The following is a 15,326-nucleotide window of genomic DNA, read 5'->3' on the forward strand; positions in this document are numbered from 1 at the left end:
CGATTCGAGACGCAACGCACCGCGAGAACACGTCATGGACAAGCTCATACCCGTCACGCAGCCGTACATGCCACCGCTCGACGAATTCCTGCCGTACCTGGAAAAAATCTGGGAGAGCAAGATCGTCACGAACGGCGGCGCCTTCCATGCCGAACTGGAGCGCTCGCTGTGCGATTACCTCGGCGTCGAACACCTGTCGCTGTTCTCGAACGCGACGCTCGCGTTGATCACCGCGCTGCAGGCGATGAAGATCACCGGCGAGGTCATCACGACGCCGTTCAGCTTCGTCGCGACGACGCATGCGCTGCACTGGAACGGCATCCGTCCGGTGTTCGTCGACATCGACCCGCGCAACATGAACATCGACATCGCGAAAATCGAAGCGGCAATCACACCGCAGACGACGGGAATCCTCCCCGTGCACGTCTACGGCTATCCGTGCGACGTCGACGCGATCGAGCGGATCGCCGACAACTACGGCCTGCGCGTGCTGTACGACGCGGCGCACGCATTCGGCGTTCGCATCGACGGGCGGTCCGTTCTCGACGCCGGCGACATGTCGGTGCTCAGCTTCCACGGCACGAAGATCTTCAATACGTTCGAAGGCGGCGCGCTCATCAGCCGCGATGCGAAGACGAAGCGCCGCATCGATCACCTGAAGAACTTCGGCTTCGTCGACGAAGTCACGGTGATCGGCCCCGGCATCAACGGCAAGATGAATGAAGTGCAGGCGGCGTTCGGCTTGCTGCAGCTTCGTCACTTCGACCATATCGCGAGCGCGCGCCGGCGCGTCGACGCACGCTATCGCGACGCGCTGAAGAACGTCACCGGGCTTGAGCTGCCGCCCGTTCCCGAGCGCGGCACGACCAACCATTCGTATTTTCCGGTGCGCATCACGCGCGACTTTCCAATCTCCCGCGACGCGCTCTACGACGCGCTGCGCGCGCGCAACATCGCGGCGCGCCGGTACTTCTACCCGCTGATCAGCGAGTTTCCGACGTATCGCGGCCTGCCGTCGGCCTCGGTGGCGAACCTGCCGGTCGCGACGGACATCGCGCGCCAGGTGCTGTGCCTGCCGATCTATCCGGCGCTCTCGACGAGCGACCAGGATCGGATCATCGACATCGTGCTCGCCGCGGCCGGACGCAAGCTACATGCAAGCTGACCGCCGGCTTGCGATCATGCAGCCGTATTTTTTCCCGTACATCGGCTATTTCCAGTTGATGGCCAGCGTGGACGCGTTCGTCGTCTACGACGACGTCGCGTTCATCAACCGCGGCTGGATCAATCGCAACCGGATCAACGTCAACGGTGCGCCTCACATGATCACCGTGCCGCTGCAGCGCGCGAGCCAGAACCGCCGGATCTGCGACATCGACGTCGCTCCCGATGCCGCGTGGCGGGCGAAGCTGCTGCGCACGATCCACCAGAGCTACGCGCGCGCGCCGCAATTCGCGCGAGTGTTTCCGATGATCGAGTGCGTGATGCTGCACGATGCCGCCAACCTCGCCGATTTCCTGCTGCACGGGCTGACGGTGTTGCGCGACCACCTGCGGTTGAAGACGGAAATCGTCGCGACGTCGCGACGCTACGGCAATGCGGAGCTCAAAGCGCAGGCGCGCATCGTCGACATCGCGCTCAAGGAACGCGCCGGCATCTACGTCAATGCGGCGGGCGGCCGGGAACTCTACAACGTCGACGACTTCGCCGCCGCGGGCCTGCAACTCAAGTTCCTCACACCGGGGCTCGCGCGTTACGCGCCGGTGCGCGGCGCATTCGTCCCCGCCCTTTCGATCATCGACGTCCTGATGTGCAACGACGACGCATCGGTCGATCACCTGCTTGGATGCGCCACGCTGTCATGAACGCTCCTCACCACGCCATCATCCGCCACTACGAGCGCTGCCTCGAACGCTTCGGCGACACCCATCGCGGCGTCGACTGGCCCAATGCGGACGACGCGGCCAAGCGCTACCGGGTCATGCTCGATCTGGTCCGGCCCGGCGCGAGACCCGCGACACTGCTCGACTTCGGGTGCGGCGCGTCGCATCTGTATCAATACATGCTCGACAACGGCGTCGGCGGACTTCGCTACGCGGGCCTCGATGCGTCGCAGGCCTTCTGCACGCTATCGCAGAGCAAGTATCCGGACAACGAGTACCTGTGCGTCGACGTGCTCGCGGAGCCGGAGCGCGTCGGCGAATTCGACTACATCGTGATGAACGGCGTGTTCACCGAGAAGCGCGAACTGTCGTTCGACGACATGTTCGACTACTTCACGCGCGTGCTGAAGATCATGTTCGCGAAGGCGAGCAAGGGCATCGCGTTCAACGTGATGTCGAAGGAAGTCGACTGGGAGCGCGACGATCTGTTTCACGTGCCCGTCACACAGCTCACGCACTTCGTCGCGGCTGAGCTGTCACGGCACTATGTCGTGCGGCACGACTACGGGCTGTACGAGTACACGACCTATGTGTACAGGGAGCACAACTGATGGCAAACGTCGTTCTATTCGGCTTGCAGGATTACGCGGAGCTCGCGCATTACTATCTGGAGCACGACTCGCCCCACCAAGTCGCCGCGTTCTGCGTGGACCGGCAGTACATTCCCGACAGCGGAACGTTCAAGAACCTGCCCGTCGTCGCGTTCGAGGACGTCGCGCACACGCATCCGCCGGGCGACTTCAGCTTCTTCGCGCCGATGTCGCCGAAGCACATGAATCGCGATCGCGAGCGGATCTTCAACGCGATCAAGGCGCACGGCTACACATTGATCAGCTACGTCAGCTCGAGAGCGACGAAGTTCGATAACGAGATCGGCGAGAACTGCTTCATCCTCGAGGACAACACGCTGCAGCCGTTCACCCGGATCGGCGACAACGTCGTGCTGTGGAGCGGCAACCACATTGGGCACCACGGACGCATCGGCGATCACGTGACGATGACCTCGCACGTTGTCATGTCCGGCCATTGCGACATCGGCGCGTACAGCTTCGTCGGCGTCAACGCGACGCTGCGCGACGGCGTGACGATCGGAGAAGGCACGTTCGTCGCGATGGCATCGGCGATCACGAAGAACACCGAGCCGTGGTCGGTCTATCGCGGCAATCCGGCAGTCAAGCTGACGATGCCGAGCACGGAAGTCAAGTTCTAGGACAACCGAGATGGCGGGTATTCACTGGGAAAAACGCGGGCTCGTCTACACGGTCGATGCGCGGTTGCCGTGGGCGACATCGCATGCGCAGATTCCGACCGCCGCCGGCGTGAAGGGCGACGCGCTGCGCCTGCTCTTCAGCAGCCGCGACGCCGACAACCGCAGCGGGATCGCGCGGCTCGACGTGCGCGCGGGCGACCCGTCGCAGGTCCTCGACGTGAAAGCCGATCCGGTGCTGCCGCCCGGCGCGCTGGGCGCCTTCGACGACTGCGGAACGATGCCGTCGTCGGTCGTCGAGCGCGACGGCGTGCATTACCTGTACTACATCGGCTGGAACGTGCGCAACACGATTCCGTACCACAACGCGGTCGGGCTCGCGATCAGCGAGGACGGCGGCGAAACGTACCGACGCCTGTTCGAAGGGCCCGTGATGGACCGAACGGCCGAGGAACCGTATTTCTGCGGCACCACGTGCGTGCGGATCGAAAACGGGATCTGGCGCAACTGGTATCTCGCATGCACCGGCTGGAGCATCGTCGCCGGCAAGCCCGAGCCGCGCTATCACCTGAAATACGCGGAATCCCGCGACGGCATCCACTGGGAGCGCACGGGACGAATCGCCATCGACTACCTGAGCGACGACGAAGGGGGCCTCGCCAGGGCATCGGTGCACCACGACGGCAGCCGCTACCGAATGTGGTTTTGCAAACGCAGCCACACCGCGTATCGCGAAAACTCGTCGGTCAGCTACCGGATGGGCTACGCGGAGTCGGCCGACGGAATTGTCTGGGACCGAATGGACGAAGAAGCGGCGCTCGACGTTTCCGAAACCGGGTGGGACGCGTTCATGGTCGCGTATCCGGAAGTCGTGGAGATCGGCGGTCGGCTCTACCTTTTTTATAACGGCAACGGTTTTGGCGCGACGGGTTTCGGCTATGCCGAAGCGGCGTGCCACGCCGGCCCGAGATAGAGCGCGACGCGAGCGGCGCGTCGCGTGGTTCGTCGGGAGCCCGGCGCGCCGCAGCTGTGCTTCGCGCTTGGGCTTGATTGACGATCGAATGGCCGCACGCCCGCGGCCATCCACGAACGCGCGCCCGTCGCGCGTCGCGAAAAATCGATCAGACAGGCGTCGCTGCCGCGGTTTGACGGCCGGCTTCGCCCGTCGCGTTGTCCTTGGATTCCTGAAGCGCCGCAAGGGTGTCCAGCGCCCGACCTTCGTTGGCGGTGAGATCGACGAGGAACGCGTGGTTGTTCCGCTTGATCCAGTCGAGCGGCATGTCCCACCATGCGAGTTGCAGCAATTTCTCGCGCACTTTTTCCGTGAATCGGAAGCGAACCAGACGGGCGGGCGAACCGGCATAGATGCCATAGGCCTCCGTGCGGAAATTGGGCGGTATGACGGCCCGCGCGCCGATCACGCAGCCGCTCTCGATCTGGCTGCCGCCGAGGAACAGCGCTTCGTCGCCGATCCAGACGTCGTTGTGGATCACGGTGTCCGGATACTGCGGCATCGGCGCGTTTTCGAGACCATTGCCATAAATGCTGAACAGGCTCGTGGAAATGGTCCGCATCTCATGCTGACCGTTCAGCAGAAACCGAAGACGCATCCCGCCCGCGACGTTCTTGCCGATCACGAGTTTCTGAAGTCCCTGGTCGTACTTCGCGATCGAGCCGACGCCGAGCCCCGAGCAGCGGCCGATGTGAAAAGTGCCGACTTGCGCCTCTTCATCGAGCCAGTTGCGGAAGAAATTGTTCGGAATGGTCGAGAAGGCGCCGTCCCGGTAACCAAGCACGATGAAGTGCTTCGCCCAAGGATGATCGGGGAGCACGCCAATACAGTCGTCGGAAGTCGTAACGTTCATTCGCGGTCGCAAGAATGCCGACGCGGCGGCTCGATGACCCGAGGCCGCATGGCCGGAAAATCGGGAACGACGCGCGGCGAATCCGCAGGCGTCGCAGACACGGCAGTATATGAAGCGCGGGGCGATGGCCGGCGGCAAATAAGAACGGGGATTTGGCTTCTGTTCCGTCCATCGGTGGGTGAGCGGCCGAATGGCGGCAACTTGCCGCTCGCCCTGCGCATGTAACCGCAGTTTCTTGAATTAGCCCACCGTCGCGTGAACATGGCCGTCACTCACCGCGCGATGGACGGCGCGAACAGCGCTGCCGTCGCCCATGCGGATGATCGTATCGTTCACACTCTTCGGCTTCGGCGCACGTCGGCCGGTTCTATCGTGATTTCCGATGGTCGTTTCGATGCGGCAATCCGGCTTGCGGTCAACGGACGCTGCCGAAAAATCGATGCGGCTGCGGTTTGCAAAACACGCACGCTGCATCTGCGCACTCGCTTATGCGAGCCCTCGCGATGCGGAACCGTGCCGCTTGTGCGCTTCGCAAAACGCATCTGCGACACGCTCGAATCGACCGCCCTCGATTACCGGTGCTCAGGCCCCGGGCAGCATCAGCGGAATCGACATCTCGTGCATGAACATATTCGACGGGTCCACCGCCTGCTTCGTCGCGACCAGCGACGCGGCCTTGCCGCCGTAGTACAGTTCGAGCCACCGCGGATCGATCTGCGCCGGATCGCGCTCGAGATACTTCATGTCGATGTCCGGGTAGTTGATGTAGCACCCCTCGTAGCGGCCGCTCGCATCACTGTATGGTTTGCCGCCCTGATCCGCGTGCACCGCCGCAAACATGTCGTGCAGCCATTCGACGTGGAAGGCGTCGTCATCGGGATTCGTCCAGTAAGTCTGATACTGCGATTTCAACAGCGAACGCCGCTGATAGACCGACGTCGGATTCGCGCTTTCGTCGTTGGCGTTCACGCAGCCGCCGTACGAATCGATCTGCACGAGCGTCTGGTTCAGACGAGGATCGTCCGCGGTATTCAGATATCGCCACAGCGCGTCGATCTCGGTGTCGCCGAAATTGCCGATCTGATACGCGGATTTATACTTGCCGCGCCGGTTAGCGCCCGATCCGTTGATCGTCTGCGTCAGATACAGCCAGTCCATCTTCAATGCGCTTTGCGCCGCATGCGCCATGCGCAGCCCGGCGAACGGGTGCCCGAGCGCCGGCAGATTCGGCGCGACGAACCGATCCCAGATGATCGGCATCCGGCCCGCTGCCGCATTCATCGTGTCGACGAAATCGATGAACGGCGCATCCGCCGAGCCGCCCACCGTTCCGTTTTTGCCCGTGTACTGAATCGCTAGCACGACCGGCCCGGTCGAGCGGTGCTGCAGCTTCAGGAGCGTAAACAGCCCGCCGTTCGCGAGCGCCGGATCCGCGGCGTTCCAGTTCGCATCGTTGCGGCTGAACCAGTCCCAATAGGCTCGGATGAATTGGCCGAAGCTCGCCTGCGTGAAGTGCGACCAGTCGTACGCGAGCGGCAGCCAATACGCGGTGCGCGGCGCGTCCGGCAGCGCATTGAAGTAGTAGTTCAGGATGATGCCGAAGTTGCCGCCGCCCCCGCCGCGACACGCGACGAAAAGCGCCCGGTCCGCCGGATCCGTGCTGCCGGAATGCACGTGCTTCGCGTCGAGCGCGCCGCCGCCGGATGCGGGCGTCAGGATGTCCACGCCCGCCAGCCAGTCGACCGTGAGCCCGTGCATGCGCGAAAGCAGCCCGTACCCGCCACCGACGATATGACCGCCCGCGCCGACCGAGTAGCACGAGCCGCCGGGCAGCGTCTTGCCCGTAGTCTTGTACAGGCCGACATAGCCGTCCCAGTTCTGGCTGCCCGCTGCGACGCGAACCCGATAGCGCGCCGAGCCGGCGACGTCGAACGGCGACACGATCTGCCCGCGCGAATCGACGTCGAAACCCGACATCAGCCCGAGATCCACGATCGCGAGCGACCGGCCGCCGTCGTCCGGCAGCCGGTTCGCGACGAAGCCTTCGTAGCAGTGTCCGCCGCTGCGCACCGTGATCCGGCAAGCTTTCGCGAGTGCGTCGCGCGACGCCGCGATCACGTCGTCTGCCGTGCGGCAGACATAGATCGCCGCCGCGCCCGCTGCCGCGGTCGGCGGCCAGCGCAGGTTGAAGCCCTTTTGAAGCGTCGAATGACGGGGATCGGCGCCGTCGACGTGCACGTAGGACATCGGAACCTCCGGCGAATGTGCCGCATGCGTCAAAGCCGAGCGAATGGCCGCGCAACCCGGGGATCACGCACCGCGCGATCGCCGCGCCACTCGAGGCGCGGGATGGCCATCGAACGGTCTCGAATCCGATGGCCGCGATGCCTTATTCGTGCGCTGAGCGCTGCGATTCGCGGAAATCGCAAACCGAGTCACGCGAAGTTCAGGTCGATCACCTGATAGAACGCGTTGGCGGTATCCGCGATGTCCCACACCGCGAGCAGCACGTGATAGCCGGTGCGGGTGGGCAGATTGAATTCGTGGATCGTGTCGCCGCGGGGAATCAGTTCCTTGTCTGCGTCCGGCCCCCAGTACGGCTGGTACGTGTTCAGGTAGACCTTGAGCGGCTCAGGCTCGAAATGCGCGCGCGCGAGCCGCGCGCTGGCGTCCCATCCGGGCTTGGTGATCCAGTACGTCCAGCGCCGCGTCTTGTGCGGCATCGAATACGACCACGAGATCTGCAGCGACTGCCCCGAGCGCACCGAGTGCTTCTGCCAATGCGCGACGGAATCGGGTTCGTTGAGTTGCGCACGGGCATCCGCCGTGCGCCCGCCGCTCGCGATTTCGCCGTCGCGCGGCGGCGCCCCGTTGGCGACATCGTCCGGCGCGTCCGGATCTCTCAGCCCGCTTTGGGTCGCGGGAAAGAACTTGCCGCCTTCCAACTCGTTGACCTGCCCGAAATCGAGTCTTCCTGCTTCGTAGAGATAAACGGCGCGCGATTCGGGCGTGATGACCCGACCATGCCGCGGAGAAATTGACGAGGATTTCGTTGCGCCTCTCAGATCGGTAGTGCTCATGTCGCCTCCTTTGCTGCAAACATGCCGGGCATCGGCAAGACAAACGTTTGGAAGCTATTCGCGAAACGAATGAAATTTATGCTAGGCGCTCACTCCGAACGACGCCAATTAATTTATCGACATCCCCTTTTCAGTCGCTTTATATTTTTCATCAGGGAAATTGAATGAGGATCTGTGTATGCGGCGGTCAACAATGGATTTGCCTGGCCGACTACCCGGTGCTCGCAGCGCATGGTGATTACGCGGATTCAATGAAAATTTAAAACGAAGAAATGTTTCTATCGAAGCCAGGCGCGCGCCTGCTGTCGAGCGATGCCGGCACCTGTCAGGCAGCAGGCCCTGGGAACTTGCGCGGGGATTATCGCCCACGGCGACATTGACGAACGCGGCCCGGCAATGCCCCCGATGTTGTGCTGCGTCCGCGAGCGGCGCGGTCGGCAGTCAGATCGCCAATTCGGCGCGGGCGAGGTTCGCTCGGTTCCCGCGTTATTTGAACGTGGGCCCGGCGCCTTCGCTCTGCCGAGAACAGGCGGCGACGATCTGTTGCACGGCGGAAGTGTCCTTCACGCCCCCGAGGCTTTCCAGGATGCACGTGTGATACGCGCGGTCGCGCGGCAGCAACATCGCCCAATTCCGATAGAGCTGGTCGCACGCATTGCGCATGAAGCCCGTCGCGGTCGGGTTCCTGCTTCCCCGCAACGCGCTCAGGATGCACTGGTCATACCCCTGCTCTTCGTTGAATGCGGCAGCCGAAAGCGGGCTGAGGACGGCGATGAGCAACAGGCTCCTTGCGATCAGATGCATGGTTTTCACCTTGAGAACTGCAGCGGGAGAATGGTCGAATTGTAGGCCGACGACTTTGTGGGGACACCGCGGGCGTTAGAGGCCGCACGTGTGTTCAGGCAGTGTCGCTCAAAGACGAATCTGATGCTTGCCTGGCAACGTGCGACAAAAGCGGCGGATGCGCGCCGGCATGCAAGCCCTGCGTCAATGGTGCCGACGATGGCGCTCAAAGAATGCGCGACGGTGACGCGCCGCACGATGCCGGTAACGGAACCACGAACACACGGTGGACCGAGCGACGCGCTGCACATTGCGCGCGTGAATCAGCCGGACCTTGGGGCGAGTCGGGACGAGCGCCGCGGCAGTATGACGTTCGTGACCGACATTCTGCCGAACAACGCAGTCGACCTCCGGCTCAAAATGAAGCTGTCGACAGGCGTTGACCTGCCCTGGAATTTTCGGACCAGTTGAAACTTGAGAAAGTTCGTCAAGAGTATGCTTGCCACTGCGGCAGTGCGCGTTGCCGCGGTACGATGCTCTCCCTCGCGTGGCACTCAGCAAATCGGAATTAGTCGACAGAAACTTTTGACCAGCGCCTCATCGCACGGCTAAACGCAGAAGCATTTTTGTATCCAAGGCGAGCCGCTATTTCTTTGGCGGTATAGTGCTTTTCAGTGCGGTATTTTGACGCGATATCCTGGCGCACAAGGTCTTGCAAAGCACTGAATGATGTCCCCATATCTTTAAGCTTGCGCTGCAAACTGCGCAATGACATCCCAAGCCGATCGGCGAACTCAAAAACATCTTGGGAGATCGGATTTTCATACATCAGGCAGAGTAGCTGCCCAACGAGGTCAGTCGGCATCCAATGGGCCAATTCAAACTCCCGTTTCTCGCAAGCTTTTCTCGCCACTTCATATTCAATGGGGTGGGCGAAAGGCAATTTCGTCATTAAAATTGAAGCATCAAACTCTAGAAAATTTATTTCTGAATCAAATATCACCAGGCATGAGAAGTAGTCAGAGTAGCTATCTGCATGAGAGGGCTTTGGATAAGCAAATCCGATGCGCGTAAAATTCGGCGATCCTCCTATCAAATCAATCATCTGTCGGCGGATCGCTGTAAAGCACATATCAGTGTTGATGACAAGTAAGTCGTGGCGATACGTGTAGCCGCCGACGATAATTCGCGCCACTTCGCCATCGATCAACAACTTCATCCGAAAATAGCTAATCCCTAGCAACGGGTGTTCGAACGCCAAGCGCATCGCATCGCCAAGCGTGGGGCTAACAAGCATTGCGTGAGCCCGAAGGCCGTACGCCGTCACCGGTATCTCGTTGCCGATGTGAAGGCCAATCGCGGAATTTCCGGTAGCTTTCAGCGCATTGGCAAATAGGACCATCTCCTGAGCATGCGTCACCATCGCGTTAGGACGCTCGACGTCGGAAGGTGAAATGCCAGTTCCTTCTAGCAGAGTCTCTCTGGACAATCCAATACGCTTCATTACCTCAAGCGTAATGAAAATAGTATGCAGCGGCGCAGGACGCTGCGCTGCAGTACGAGTGACCGCCATGGCTACTGGTTTCATCCACCATCCTCGGCAAAATTTATTCTTCCAGCGACTTTGAGAATACGACCTGGCAGCCGTATTCGTCCAACGCACCACGCTGCCATCCGAGATGCTGATAGAAGCCGTCGGCACGCGAGCCTGGGTCTGTCCCCAATGTGACCCGATCGACTCCATTGTCCCTCAGCCATTTCACGGCGCGCTCAAGCAACTCACGTCCAACACCCATACCGTGAAAGATTGGTTTAACAAACAGAGCAGAAATGAACGGAGTATCGGTAATGACGGGGAGACATACTCCGGCCACCTCGTCGTTGCATTCGCAGATCCATCCGCCGCCCTGGCGAATCTTTTCGATCAAAAGGCTGCGGTTGAGCAAATGAACCTGGTGTGGGTGGATTCTATTCTCGGTTACCGAGAAGCGGACGTCGTAAAATGCACCGATGTCACGCTCTCTCATAGGACGGTACGGTCGATCGTCTCGCGTCCCGCCAAATCGCCGTTCAACATGTCTGGAACGGCGCCGCAGTGCGTGCACAGGAACGCCTCCCGAGCATCAAGTTCGTCTATCCAAAGGAGGGCGTTCGCCTGTTCATGGACAGTCTGCTCATCCCCGCAAAAGCTCGCAATATCGATTCCGCCTACAAGTTCCTTAATTGGATGATGCAACCGGAGAACATCGCGCTGGTGACGAATGCGGTTCGGTACAACAACGAGATCATCGGTTCCGAACGCTACGTAGATGCAGCGTTGTTGGACAACCCGGCAGTCAAGACGCCAGAGCAGTACAAGGCACGGCTCAGGCCGTACAAGCTGTGCTCGCTGGCCGCGATTCAGTTACGCAACAAGGTCTGGCTGAAGCTGAAGGGGAATCGATAAGCTACGTTGCCGATCACGGCTTCCCCTGAAGCGATTTGAAGAGAAGCGGCGGCGGGCGATGCTGCGAACATCGCCCGCCGCCTAACCGAGGTGCACACATTGAGAGACCACCATGGCTGCTCGTATTCTACGTGAACAACGGCACGCCCGTCGTTTCGCTGTGACGACGTTTGCGTTCACCACCTCGCGATCAAGTTTGAGGACCTTGATTCTACGGTCCACGCGTCAGTTTCGCCCGGTCAATATACCACCATCGGAACATGCGAACGCTTCCGACTGCTCGATATGCGGACGTCGTTTAACGCCCGGCTACGCCCAGTGCCCGATCCCAAATTTGGTTGATCAGTCGATCAAGGTTCACCGCACTTCCATCCGAAGTTCCGGCGACACCTGACCGTCCAACTCGTTTAGGCCACCGCCTGCTGCCCTCCGAACTGCCTCGGAGCAGGCGGTTTTGCGATCGTCGATATCGGCGATCGCCTTTTTATTCCCGTCATATCGTCGCATGCATGGCACACGATACGCGCCCCTGACGACGTTCGGCGCTCGAATGTGCAGGTTTAACGTAATTCGATTGGAGAGTCATTGTGGCAACTTATGAGGAACTGAAAGCTCAACTCGATGCACTCAATAAGGAGGCCGAAGCAGCCAAAGCGCGTGAAATCTCGACGGCGCTGTCTCAGATCCGGGAAACCATCCTGAGGTACGAAATTCGTCCCGACCAGATCTTTCCGCAATGGACGCGCCTTCGCTCGCCGGACAAGCGGCGTGGTCCACTGCCTCCAAAGTATCGGAACCCGATGACTGGGGAAACCTGGTGCGGTCGAGGCCGAGCACCAAAATGGATGTCCGGGTTGCCGCGCGTAGAATTCCTTATAGATCGACCCGCCTGATCGACAATCGAGCACTCCGCTCTCGCGCCCATGGAGCGAGCCAGTCCGCCAAAAAATTTCCGCTTTGAAGGTCCATTTCGGGGCCTGGGATGGTGCGGCCCATGCTTGAGCGTACCAAAAGGCGATATTGGCCTGTCAACCTTGACAGGTCGCCTCCAGGTTGTCGACTCGTCCGTCGTCAGCGCGATGGTGAATCTTCGTTAATTTGGCCGCCATTTGCCTCAGCGTTGATAAAATCTACGCGCCGTGGGGAGGGCATCATTTACATCGAGAATCAATACTCCTCGGATTCGAATCCAAGCAGAAACCTGAGAGTCTGCCGTGACCAATTTGAACGATACGCTACGCAATTTTGCGTCGGGGGCGGTCGACTGGAATAAACGTCCGGTCGCGTTGCACTTTGGCGCCGCGCAAGGCGCGCTGGGCCACCTCCTCGCGTTGCAACACGCCAGTGTTCAGGAAGGTCTGATGACCGGGATTGGCGGGCGATTGACCTGTGTTTCGACCCGTCGCGACATCCCACCCGGCGTGTTTCTCGGCATGCCGGTCTCGATCCGGCTCATTACCGATCGCGGACAGCCGCACATGGTGAACGCGATCATCAGCGACGTCCAGATCGGCCAAAGCGACGGCGAGCTCTGTGTGTACCAGCTGACGGTCTGCGACGCGCTGTCGCTGATGGACAAGCGCACCAATTCGCGGGTCTTCCGAAAGCGCAGCGTCATCGATGTGCTCGCCACGCTGTTCAACGAATGGCAGCAGCGCAGCCCGGCCCTCGCGCGCGCATTCGAATTCGATCTGTCCGGCTTGCGCGCCGATCGCTATCCGCCCCGCGAACTGACCCGGCAAGTCAACGAATCGGATGCGCATTTCGTGCGCCGTCTGCTGCGCCGCGAAGGGATCACCGTGTTCGCGAAGGCGGGGCCGGCGAAGGGCGAACAGCCGTTGCAGGGCGATGCGACCGTGCACACGCTCGTGTGCTGTGACGAGCCGATGTCGCTGCCGCAAGCGCCGGCCGGCACGGTTCGCTTGCATCCGCGCGACGCCGGCACCGAGCAGCGCGACACGGTCACGCTGTTCGCGCTGCGTCGGCAATTGGTGCCCGGCAAGGCCGGACGCCCGTCGTGGGACTACAAGAAGGCGCGGATCGACGAATCGAGCGTCGCTTCGAGCCTCGATCAGGGCGAGGCGGGCAACGATCTGGCGAAGCTGCTGACCGACATCGCGATCGACATTCCGCACGCGGGCGATTCATGGAGCGATCACGAGCGGCTCACCCGCGCGCGCATGCTCGCGCACGAGTTCGAGGCCGAGCGCTACGACGGCGTTAGCAGCGTGCGGGATCTGGCCGTGGGCGCGTGGATCACGCTGACGGGCGATCCGGACTGGGACAGGCAACTCGCCGACAAGCGCCAGTTCGTGATCACGTCGATCGATCATGACATCTGGAACAACCTGCCGAAGGGGCTCAATGACCGCGTGCACGCGCTGTTCGCCGCGAGCCGCAATCTCGTGAACGCGCCCGGCGCGCTGCCGGCCGCGCTTGCGAACGACGCGGATACGCGCTACGAGAACACGTTCACCTGCGTGCGCCGCGGCGTGCCGCTTGCGCCCGCGTACGATCCGCAAGCCGATTTGCCGCCCGTGCATCTGCTCACGGGCACGATCGTCGGCGCGGAGGGCGAGGAAGTGTTCTGCGACGAAAACGGCCGGGTGCGCGTGCGGGTGCACGGCCTCGACCCGGCGGACCACGCGCACGCGCAGGGCGCGGGCACCAACGACAACGCGGGCGACAGCGCGCCGATCCGCGTGGCGTCGAGCCTCGCCGGCGCCCATTTCGGCGCATCGTTTCTGCCGCGAGTCGGCATGGAAGTCCTCCTCGGCTGTCTCGGCGGCGATCCGGACCGGTTGGTGATCATCGGCGTGCTCGGTAACGGCGCGAATCCGCCGGCGACGTTCAGCCATGCGGGCGGCTTGCCGGGCAACCGCTACCTGTCCGGCATCAAGACGAAGGAGATCAAGGGGCAGCGGTACAACCAGCTGCGTCTCGACGACACGCCGAACCAGATCAGCGCGCAACTGGCGAGCGAGCATGCGCATTCGCAGCTCAATCTCGGATACCTGACCCAACCGCGCGAGAACGGTCATGGCAACGACCGCGGCGAGGGCGCGGAGCTGCGTACCGACGCGGCGGCGGCGCTGCGGGCGGCGCAAGGCATTCTGCTGACGACCTACGCGCGCACGCAGGCGAGCGGCGGGCAACTGGACCGTGACGAGCTGATTCGGTTGCTCGGCGAGTGCTCGGAGCTGTTCAAGGCGCTGGGCGACTACGCGGGGCAGCACGGCGGGCAGGCTGCGGATACGGCCGGCCAGCACGCGGTGGCCGCCGCCTTCAGGAACTGGACGCCGGGCGCGGGCGGCGCCGATGCGCCGCCCGACGGCGGAGATCGCGCGCTGATGGCGTTCGGCGCGCAGGCCGGCTCGGTGAACGTCACGCCGAAGACGCACGTGACGTATGCCGGAGAGAACATCGATCAGGTTGCGCAGCAGCACCTGCAACTGATGAGCGGCCAGCGGCTGAACGCGACGGCCGGGCAGGGCATGCAACTCTTCGCGCGGGGCGCGGGCGTGCAGGCCGTGGCGGGCGAAGGGCCGATGCTGCTGCAGGCGCAAGCCGATACGTTGACGGCGAATGCGCAGAAGGGCGTCAAGATCACGACGAACGAGCACGAGGTGTTCGTGAGCGCGCCGAGGATTCGGCTCGTCGCCGAGGACGGCAGCTACCTCGAGATCGGCAACGGCATCACGCTCGGCACGAACGGCGACATCAAGCTGCTGTCGGCGTCGCACCAGTGGGGCGGGCCGTCGACGGCGCAGGCGGCGAAGACCGCGTTCGACAACCAGCCGACGGATCAGCGTTTCAAGCTGCACTATCCGGGCGAGGACGGCGATTTGCCGGCTGCGGCGAACAAGCCATTCCGGATCACGCTGAACGACGGGCGCGTCATCGAGGGCAAGACCGATGCGAGCGGCCTGACGGATCTGGTCAAGGACGACGCGATGCGTATCGCGAAGATCGACTATCTGAAACCGAAGCTTTGAACCCGGG

Annotated in this window: 15 protein-coding genes and 1 pseudogene; 9 read left to right on the plus strand and 7 right to left on the minus strand. The window is 62.1% G+C overall.

What is annotated here, in order from left to right; genetic code table 11:
* Window positions 1–34: 34 nt before the first annotated feature.
* The 5 genes from BTH_RS28545 to BTH_RS28565 are packed head-to-tail and all read left to right on the plus strand — an operon-like array spanning window position 35 to window position 4,123.
* Window positions 35–1,165: a DegT/DnrJ/EryC1/StrS family aminotransferase gene (locus tag BTH_RS28545; protein WP_009906618.1), complete on the plus strand. Its 1,131-nt coding sequence runs from the start codon at window positions 35–37 to the stop codon at window positions 1,163–1,165.
* Complete coding sequence (locus tag BTH_RS28550) at window positions 1,155–1,865, plus strand: WbqC family protein (RefSeq protein WP_011402619.1); 711 nt, start codon at window positions 1,155–1,157, stop codon at window positions 1,863–1,865. The genes BTH_RS28545 and BTH_RS28550 overlap by 11 nt, the downstream gene beginning before the upstream one ends.
* Window positions 1,862–2,494 carry a class I SAM-dependent methyltransferase gene (locus BTH_RS28555; RefSeq protein ID WP_009906620.1) on the plus strand — a complete coding sequence of 211 codons (633 nt, stop codon included), beginning with the start codon at window positions 1,862–1,864 and terminating at the stop codon, window positions 2,492–2,494. Before BTH_RS28550 ends, BTH_RS28555 begins: the two co-directional genes overlap by 4 nt.
* Window positions 2,494–3,153, plus strand: a complete 660-nt coding sequence (locus BTH_RS28560; protein WP_009906621.1) for an acetyltransferase — start codon at window positions 2,494–2,496, stop codon at window positions 3,151–3,153. The genes BTH_RS28555 and BTH_RS28560 overlap by 1 nt, the downstream gene beginning before the upstream one ends.
* Window positions 3,154–3,163: 10 nt before the next feature.
* Complete coding sequence (locus BTH_RS28565) at window positions 3,164–4,123, plus strand: hypothetical protein (protein WP_009910153.1); 960 nt, start codon at window positions 3,164–3,166, stop codon at window positions 4,121–4,123.
* A gap of 148 nt (window positions 4,124–4,271) precedes the next feature.
* On the opposite strand, the gene BTH_RS28570 is transcribed toward BTH_RS28565, so the two are convergent.
* The 5 genes from BTH_RS28570 to BTH_RS28590 all read right to left on the minus strand — a co-directional run bounded on the left by BTH_RS28570 (window position 4,272) and on the right by BTH_RS28590 (window position 8,899).
* Window positions 4,272–5,015, minus strand: a complete 744-nt coding sequence (locus BTH_RS28570) for an acetyltransferase (protein WP_025369710.1) — start codon at window positions 5,013–5,015, stop codon at window positions 4,272–4,274.
* 240 nt (window positions 5,016–5,255) lie between these two features.
* Window positions 5,256–5,489, minus strand: coding sequence for a hypothetical protein (locus tag BTH_RS28575; protein WP_009910157.1), 234 nt, complete (start codon window positions 5,487–5,489; stop codon window positions 5,256–5,258).
* A 108-nt stretch (window positions 5,490–5,597) separates the two neighbouring features.
* Complete coding sequence (locus BTH_RS28580; RefSeq protein ID WP_009910159.1) at window positions 5,598–7,262, minus strand: BBE domain-containing protein; 1,665 nt, start codon at window positions 7,260–7,262, stop codon at window positions 5,598–5,600.
* Between the two features lie 188 nt (window positions 7,263–7,450).
* Window positions 7,451–8,095, minus strand: a complete 645-nt coding sequence (locus tag BTH_RS28585) for a lytic polysaccharide monooxygenase auxiliary activity family 9 protein (RefSeq protein WP_009910161.1) — start codon at window positions 8,093–8,095, stop codon at window positions 7,451–7,453.
* A gap of 486 nt (window positions 8,096–8,581) precedes the next feature.
* Window positions 8,582–8,899 (minus strand): VF_A0006 family four-cysteine protein, encoded by a 318-nt coding sequence (locus BTH_RS28590; RefSeq protein ID WP_009910162.1) that lies wholly within the window; start codon window positions 8,897–8,899, stop codon window positions 8,582–8,584.
* Between the two features lie 123 nt (window positions 8,900–9,022).
* On the opposite strand from BTH_RS28590, the gene BTH_RS34730 reads away from it, so the two are divergent.
* The gene (locus BTH_RS34730) at window positions 9,023–9,349 is read left to right on the plus strand and encodes a hypothetical protein (protein ID WP_155275555.1); all 327 of its coding nucleotides are present in this window, start codon (window positions 9,023–9,025) and stop codon (window positions 9,347–9,349) included.
* A gap of 97 nt (window positions 9,350–9,446) precedes the next feature.
* On the opposite strand, the gene BTH_RS28595 is transcribed toward BTH_RS34730, so the two are convergent.
* Together BTH_RS28595 and BTH_RS32620 are read right to left on the minus strand one after the other, a co-directional pair.
* Window positions 9,447–10,466, minus strand: a complete 1,020-nt coding sequence (locus tag BTH_RS28595) for an AraC family transcriptional regulator (RefSeq protein ID WP_011402621.1) — start codon at window positions 10,464–10,466, stop codon at window positions 9,447–9,449.
* Window positions 10,467–10,485: 19 nt separating this feature from the next.
* Complete coding sequence (locus tag BTH_RS32620; protein ID WP_009910165.1) at window positions 10,486–10,905, minus strand: GNAT family N-acetyltransferase; 420 nt, start codon at window positions 10,903–10,905, stop codon at window positions 10,486–10,488.
* Between the two features lie 2 nt (window positions 10,906–10,907).
* Here BTH_RS32620 and BTH_RS28600 point away from each other — a divergent pair.
* From BTH_RS28600 to BTH_RS28605, 3 genes and pseudogenes are all read left to right on the plus strand, one after another.
* Window positions 10,908–11,324: pseudogene (locus BTH_RS28600) on the plus strand (extracellular solute-binding protein); the annotation flags it as partial.
* A gap of 587 nt (window positions 11,325–11,911) precedes the next feature.
* Entirely contained in the window at window positions 11,912–12,217 is a 306-nt protein-coding gene (locus tag BTH_RS32625; protein ID WP_009894664.1) for an H-NS histone family protein, read from the plus strand.
* A 321-nt stretch (window positions 12,218–12,538) separates the two neighbouring features.
* Complete coding sequence (locus BTH_RS28605) at window positions 12,539–15,319, plus strand: type VI secretion system Vgr family protein (RefSeq protein ID WP_011400785.1); 2,781 nt, start codon at window positions 12,539–12,541, stop codon at window positions 15,317–15,319.
* The last annotated feature ends 7 nt before the right edge of the window (window positions 15,320–15,326 follow it).

Source organism: Burkholderia thailandensis E264 (genome assembly GCF_000012365.1).
Classification (GTDB): domain Bacteria; phylum Pseudomonadota; class Gammaproteobacteria; order Burkholderiales; family Burkholderiaceae; genus Burkholderia; species Burkholderia thailandensis.

Bases quoted from the DNA above. Each gene is read 5' to 3' on its own strand.
- BTH_RS28545 (WP_009906618.1), top strand. From the start codon at position 35: ATGGACAAGCTCATACCCGTCACGCAGCCGTACATGCCACCGCTCGAC.
- BTH_RS28550 (WP_011402619.1), top strand. From the start codon at position 1,155: ATGCAAGCTGACCGCCGGCTTGCGATCATGCAGCCGTATTTTTTCCCG.
- BTH_RS32620 (WP_009910165.1), bottom strand. From the start codon at position 10,905: ATGAGAGAGCGTGACATCGGTGCATTTTACGACGTCCGCTTCTCGGTA.
- BTH_RS34730 (WP_155275555.1), top strand. From the start codon at position 9,023: ATGCTTGCCTGGCAACGTGCGACAAAAGCGGCGGATGCGCGCCGGCAT.
- BTH_RS28580 (WP_009910159.1), bottom strand. From the start codon at position 7,262: ATGTCCTACGTGCACGTCGACGGCGCCGATCCCCGTCATTCGACGCTT.
- BTH_RS28585 (WP_009910161.1), bottom strand. From the start codon at position 8,095: ATGAGCACTACCGATCTGAGAGGCGCAACGAAATCCTCGTCAATTTCT.
- BTH_RS28570 (WP_025369710.1), bottom strand. From the start codon at position 5,015: ATGAACGTTACGACTTCCGACGACTGTATTGGCGTGCTCCCCGATCAT.
- BTH_RS28595 (WP_011402621.1), bottom strand. From the start codon at position 10,466: ATGAAACCAGTAGCCATGGCGGTCACTCGTACTGCAGCGCAGCGTCCT.
- BTH_RS28555 (WP_009906620.1), top strand. From the start codon at position 1,862: ATGAACGCTCCTCACCACGCCATCATCCGCCACTACGAGCGCTGCCTC.
- BTH_RS28590 (WP_009910162.1), bottom strand. From the start codon at position 8,899: ATGCATCTGATCGCAAGGAGCCTGTTGCTCATCGCCGTCCTCAGCCCG.
- BTH_RS28575 (WP_009910157.1), bottom strand. From the start codon at position 5,489: ATGCAGCGTGCGTGTTTTGCAAACCGCAGCCGCATCGATTTTTCGGCA.
- BTH_RS28560 (WP_009906621.1), top strand. From the start codon at position 2,494: ATGGCAAACGTCGTTCTATTCGGCTTGCAGGATTACGCGGAGCTCGCG.
- BTH_RS28565 (WP_009910153.1), top strand. From the start codon at position 3,164: ATGGCGGGTATTCACTGGGAAAAACGCGGGCTCGTCTACACGGTCGAT.